This window comes from Streptomyces sp. NRRL S-118 (assembly GCF_000716335.1).
In the GTDB taxonomy this organism is placed as follows: Bacteria; Actinomycetota; Actinomycetes; order Streptomycetales; family Streptomycetaceae; genus Streptomyces.
The window spans coordinates 1-5,463 of record NZ_KL591036.1; the positions used below are offsets into that span (position 1 = coordinate 1).

Consider the following 5,463-nt stretch of genomic DNA (forward strand, 5'->3'; position numbering starts at 1 on the left):
GACCGCGCCCGCGACCCCGTCGGCGCCCCCGCCGGGCTTCGGCCCCCCGCCCGTCCAGGCCGGGCACCCCCAGGCACCGTACGGCCACACCCCGCCGCCCGCGCACGGCCACACCCCGCCGCCGGTCCAGGCCCAGCCCCAGGGGCCGGGCGGACACCACCCGTACGCCCACCCGGTCGCCGGGCCGTACGCGCCGACCGCCGCGCAGGCACCCGCGCCCGCGCCTGCGGCGCCGGCCGCGCGGAAGCGCACCCGTACCGTCCTGGTCGCGCTCGCCGCGGCCGTCACCTTCGCCGTCGCGGGCGGCGCCACCGCCTGGTACCTGCTCAAGGACGACGGCAAGGGCACCACCCGGGCGCAGGACCAGGACGCGAAGAAGGACCCGGGCGGCACCGGCGGGAGCGAGGCCGACGGCGAGGGCGGCGGCGACGGCACACCGGTGGAGGACCCGCAGGGCGGAGACTCCCCCGAGCCGTCCGCGCCGCCGAAGCCCACCAAGGCGCCCGATCCGGTCGACTACACCGGAATCGACCTGCCCTACGGCTACGAACTCGCCCTCTCCGACGACCCGGTCAAGCCCAAGGACGACAGCACCGGCTACGACCTGGACTTCGGGGCGGGCCTGTCGACGAACGACGGCGGCCGGCTCGTCCTGCTGCGCAGCGGCCAGGAGCCCACCCTGGAGACCTGCACGACCGAGACGCGGTTCACCACCTACATCTCCAAGAGCAAGCTCTCCAAGGGCTCCCGGCTCTGCCTCCAGACGGGGGCCGGAGACGTCGCCCTCCTCACCGTCCAGGGCTTCCCGCCCGAATCCGACCCCAGCGACTACATCACCCTGGACCTGACGGTCTGGCGTGGTGCGCTGGACGTCGAACAGACGAGCTGACGCACCTCCCCCCGTGTGGCGCGCGCCGCCGCGCAGGCCGTTAATCTGTCTGCAGCCCCCGGCATCCGACCAACGCCGTGGCGGGCTGCGAGACCGCACGGCGGCGTGCGTGCAAGGGGGAGTGCTGTGTTGCGAAGCGTGGGGCAGAAGCCTGTGACCGGCAGCAGCGAGGACCCACGAGTCGTCGAGCTGCGCACGGCCGTGTCCAGGCTCCGGCGGGAACTGGCCGCCCACCCGGGGGAGTTCCTCGACCGCGGCATCGCCGAGGACGAACTTGCCGCGCTCGCCGCCATGGCGGTCGGCGGCGTGCCCGAGGTACGCCGCCTGCGCCGCTCACTGCTGCTGGTCGCCGGAGCGATCGGGTCGGTCAGCGCGCTCGCCACCGCCCTCGCGGGGGTGCGCCACGCCGTGGAGCTCTTCGGCGAGCCGCCCCGCGCCGGCGGGGAGCCGGTCTGAGCCGGAAGTCCGTCCGGTCCAAAAGCCGTCCCTGGACGGGAAGTCCCGGCCGCGCTACGGGCGGACGACGCCCCTGTACGGACCTGCGCGGACCCGCGCTAGCGGCGGATCAGGCGGCGGGCCGTCGCCGCCGCCACCGCCGCCGTGCGGGAGTCGACGCCCAGCTCGGCGAAGACGTGCACCAGGTGTGACTTCACGGTCGCCTGGCTGAGGAAGAGCCGCTTGCTGATCTGCTGGTTCGACAGGCCGTCACCGACCAGCCATGAACGTCAGCGTGATCTCCGCCCGCCGGGCACCGGCGCACCGTGTTCGCCAGCGCCGACTGGGCGATCCGCAGCAGCGCCACCTCGTACGGCGTCGGCAGCTCCACCGGCGTACCGCTCACCGTGAAGCGCACACGTGGCCCGGGGCCCGGCCCGGCCGGCTGTCGGAGCGGGCCGTCGGGGCCGGGGACTGACCCCGGCCGGTCAGCCCTGCCCGTTGGCCGCCGTGTTCGCCAGCGACGTCGACAGCTCCTGCGCGACCTCCTGCAGGATCGGGACGATCTTGTCCGTGGCCGCCTCCGTCACGCGTCCCGCCGGGCCGGAGATGGAGATGGCCGCGGCGGTGGGGGAGTCGGGCACCGAGACCGCGATGCACCGCACCCCGATCTCCTGCTCGCTGTCGTCGACCGCGTACCCCGCGCTGCGCACCTGCTCCAGGGCGTCCAGGAAACCGTCCGGAGTCGTGATGGTCTTCTCGGTGGCGGCCGGCATGCCGGTACGGGCGAGCAGGGCGCGCACCTCCTCGGGCGGGGTGTGCGCGAGGAGCGCCTTGCCCACGCCGGTGGAGTGCGGCAGCACCCGCCGGCCGACCTCGGTGAACATGCGCATCGAGTGCTTGGAGGGCACCTGCGCCACGTACACGATCTCGTCACCGTCGAGCAGCGCCATGTTCGCGGTCTCACCGGTCTCCTCGACCAGGCGGGCGAGGTACGGGCGGGCCCAGGTGCCGAGCAGCCGGGAGGCGGACTCGCCGAGGCGGATCAGCCGGGGGCCGAGGGCGTAACGCCGGTTGGGCTGCTGGCGCACGTAGCCGCAGGCGACCAGCGTCCGCATCAGGCGGTGGATGGTGGGCAGCGGCAGTCCGCTGCTGGAGGAGAGCTCGCTCAGCCCGACCTCGCCCCCGGCATCGGCCATCCGCTCCAGCAGGTCGAAGGCACGCTCGAGGGACTGGACACCGCCGGTCGCGGGGGCGGGCTTGGCGGCGTCGGTGGTGCTGGCGCTGGACGTCGGCACGTCAACGGTCCTTTCGGGGCGGATGGGCAAGTCAGCAGCCTACCGGGCCGTGGCGCCCGGCACATCGCCCGTGCTGGGGCGTCTTTGCCGGTCAGGGCCTGTTTGTCCGGGTGTTCGCGATGCCTGCCGGCCGCTCGGCCGACCTCCCCCTGTGGGTAGCTACGTTCCTTCTTGTGGAATAACCTTTCCACTTCATGGAAACATCCAAGCCGCCACCGCGCCACCCCGGAGGCTGCCCGGCCGCTCTTGACGAGGCCCGGTCCGGGGTGAAGACTTCAAAAGCTTCAACAGTTCGTTGAAATCTTGTCGACGGTGGACTCCCTCCATGGTGGACCCCGCCGGCGCCGGACGATGTGGATGGAGAACGACGGGAACGTGGACGTGAACCTGGTACTGCGCTCGACGCGCGTCATCACCCCCGAGGGGACACGCGCCGCATCGGTCGCCGTCGCCGACGGCCGGATCGCGGCGGTGCTGCCGTACGACGCCGAGGTGCCCGCCGGCGCCCGGCTGGAGGACGTCGGGGACCACGTCGTCCTGCCCGGCCTCGTCGACACCCACGTCCACGTGAACGACCCCGGCCGCACCGAGTGGGAGGGCTTCTGGACCGCCACCCGCGCGGCCGCGGCCGGCGGCATCACCACGCTGATCGACATGCCCCTCAACTCCTTGCCGCCGACCACCACGGTCGACAACCTGCGCACCAAGCAGGACGTGGCCCGCCCCAAGGTCCACATCGACGTCGGCTTCTGGGGCGGTGCGCTGCCCGACAACGTCAAGGACCTGCGTCCGTTGCACGACGCGGGTGTCTTCGGCTTCAAGTGCTTCCTGTCGCCGTCCGGCGTGGACGAGTTCCCGCAGCTCGACCAGGACCAGCTGGCCGCCTCCCTGGCGGAGACAGCCGGCTTCGGCGGCCTGATGATCGTCCACGCCGAGGACCCGCACCACCTGGACGCCGCCCCGCAGAAGGGCGGCGCCCGGTACGCCGACTTCCTGGCCTCCCGGCCGCGGGACGCCGAGAACACCGCCATCGCCGGCCTGATCGACCAGGCCCGGCGGCTGGGCGCGCGCGTCCACGTCCTGCACCTGTCCTCCAGCGACGCGCTGCCCCTGATCGCCGCCGCCCGCCGGGACGGCGTGCGGATCACCGTCGAGACCTGCCCGCACTTCCTCACCCTCACGGCCGAGGAGATCCCCGACGGGGCCACCGAGTTCAAGTGCTGCCCGCCCATCCGGGAGGCGAGCAACCAGGACGCCCTGTGGGACGGGCTCGCGGACGGCACGATCGACTGCATCGTCTCCGACCACTCGCCCTCCACCGCCGACCTCAAGACCCCCGACTTCGCGACCGCCTGGGGCGGCATCTCCTCCCTCCAGCTGGGCCTGCCCGCCATCTGGACCGAGGCCCGCCGCCGCGGCCGCACCCTGGAGGACGTCGCCCGCTGGATGTCCACCGCCCCGGCGCGACTCGCGGGCCTCGACCGCAAGGGCGCCATCGAAGCCGGGCGCGACGCGGACTTCGCCGTCCTCGCGCCCGACGAGACCTTCACCGTCGACCCCGCGGAACTGCACCACCGCAACCGGGTCACGGCGTACGCGGGGAAGACCCTGCACGGCGTCGTGAAGTCGACCTGGCTGCGCGGCGTACGCATCGTGGACAACGGGACCCTGGCCGAGCCGACCGGCCGGCTGCTCGAAAGGACCAAGTGACATCGTGACCGGCATACCGAGTTTCACCGGGGACGCCAGCCCGTACGGCGGCGGCGACCCGTACGCCGACTACCGCACCGCCGACTTCCCCTTCACCGGCCTCGTCGACCTGGCCGACCGGCGGCTCGGCGCGGGCGTCATCGCCGCGAACGACGAGTTCTTCGCCGAGCGCGAGAACATGCTCAAGCCGGAGCCCGCCGAGTTCGACCCCGAGCACTTCGGCCACAAGGGCAAGATCATGGACGGCTGGGAGACGCGCCGCCGCCGCGGTGTCTCCGCCGGCGAGCCGCACCCGACGGCCGACGACCACGACTGGGCGCTGGTACGGCTCGGCGCACCGGGTGTCGTACGCGGCATCGTCGTCGACACCGCCCACTTCCGCGGCAACTACCCGCAGGCCGTCTCCGTCGAGGCCGCCTCGGTGCCCGGCTCCCCCTCGCCCGACGACCTGCTCGCCCCCGACGTGAAGTGGACGACCCTCGTCCCGCGCACCGCGATCGGCGGCCACGCCGCCAACGGTTTCGCCGTCGACGCCGAGCAGCGCTTCACGCACCTGCGCGTCAACCAGCACCCGGACGGCGGCATCGCCCGCCTGCGCGTGTACGGCGAGGTCGCCCCGGACCCGCGGTGGCTCGGCGCGCTGGGCACCTTCGACGTCGTGGCACTGGAGAACGGCGGCAGCGTCGAGGACGCCTCCGACCGCTTCTACTCGCCGGCCACCAACACCATCCAGCCGGGCCGCTCCCGCAAGATGGACGACGGCTGGGAGACCCGCCGCCGCCGCGACAAGGGCAACGACTGGATCCGCTACCGGCTCGTCGAGCAGTCCGCGATCCGCGCGGTCGAGATCGACACCGCGTACCTCAAGGGCAACAGCGCCGGCTGGGCCGCGCTCTCCGTCCGCGACGGGGAGGCCGGCGAGTGGACGGAGTTCCTGCCGCGCACCCGCCTCCAGCCGGACACCAACCACCGCTTCGTCCTGCCGGAGCCGGTCGTGGGCACCCACGTCCGCATCGACATCTACCCCGACGGCGGCATCTCCCGCCTGCGGCTGTTCGGCGGACTGACGGACGCCGGCGCCGCGTCCCTCGCCGCGCGCCACGAGCAGCTCGGCTAGCGCCTCTCGTCCGG

The 5,463-nt window shown here is 73.3% G+C and carries 4 protein-coding genes and 3 pseudogenes; 4 read left to right on the forward strand and 3 right to left on the reverse strand.

Going from position 1 to position 5,463, the window contains the following annotated elements; all coding sequences use genetic code 11:
* A pseudogene (locus IH00_RS42335) lies at positions 1 to 889 on the forward strand (serine/threonine protein kinase); the annotation flags it as partial.
* A 126-nt stretch (positions 890 to 1,015) separates the two neighbouring features.
* Positions 1,016 to 1,345: a DUF5955 family protein gene (locus IH00_RS0134545; RefSeq protein ID WP_039947729.1), complete on the forward strand. Its 330-nt coding sequence runs from the start codon at positions 1,016 to 1,018 to the stop codon at positions 1,343 to 1,345.
* A gap of 98 nt (positions 1,346 to 1,443) precedes the next feature.
* Here IH00_RS0134545 and IH00_RS41185 read toward each other — a convergent pair.
* The 3 genes and pseudogenes from IH00_RS41185 to IH00_RS0134555 all read right to left on the reverse strand — a co-directional run.
* Positions 1,444 to 1,605 (reverse strand): annotated as a pseudogene (locus IH00_RS41185) (LuxR C-terminal-related transcriptional regulator); the annotation flags it as partial.
* Position 1,606: 1 nt separating this feature from the next.
* Positions 1,607 to 1,757 (reverse strand): annotated as a pseudogene (locus IH00_RS44660) (sensor histidine kinase); the annotation flags it as partial.
* A gap of 55 nt (positions 1,758 to 1,812) precedes the next feature.
* Positions 1,813 to 2,622: an IclR family transcriptional regulator gene (locus IH00_RS0134555; protein WP_031080197.1), complete on the reverse strand. Its 810-nt coding sequence runs from the start codon at positions 2,620 to 2,622 to the stop codon at positions 1,813 to 1,815.
* Between the two features lie 357 nt (positions 2,623 to 2,979).
* Between IH00_RS0134555 and allB the strand changes: the two genes are divergently transcribed.
* Together allB and alc are read left to right on the forward strand one after the other, a co-directional pair.
* A complete protein-coding gene (gene allB / locus IH00_RS0134560; RefSeq protein WP_031080199.1) occupies positions 2,980 to 4,332 on the forward strand; it encodes an allantoinase AllB in 1,353 nt (450 codons plus the stop codon).
* Positions 4,333 to 4,336: 4 nt separating this feature from the next.
* A complete protein-coding gene (gene alc, locus IH00_RS0134565; protein WP_031080201.1) occupies positions 4,337 to 5,449 on the forward strand; it encodes an allantoicase in 1,113 nt (370 codons plus the stop codon).
* The last annotated feature ends 14 nt before the right edge of the window (positions 5,450 to 5,463 follow it).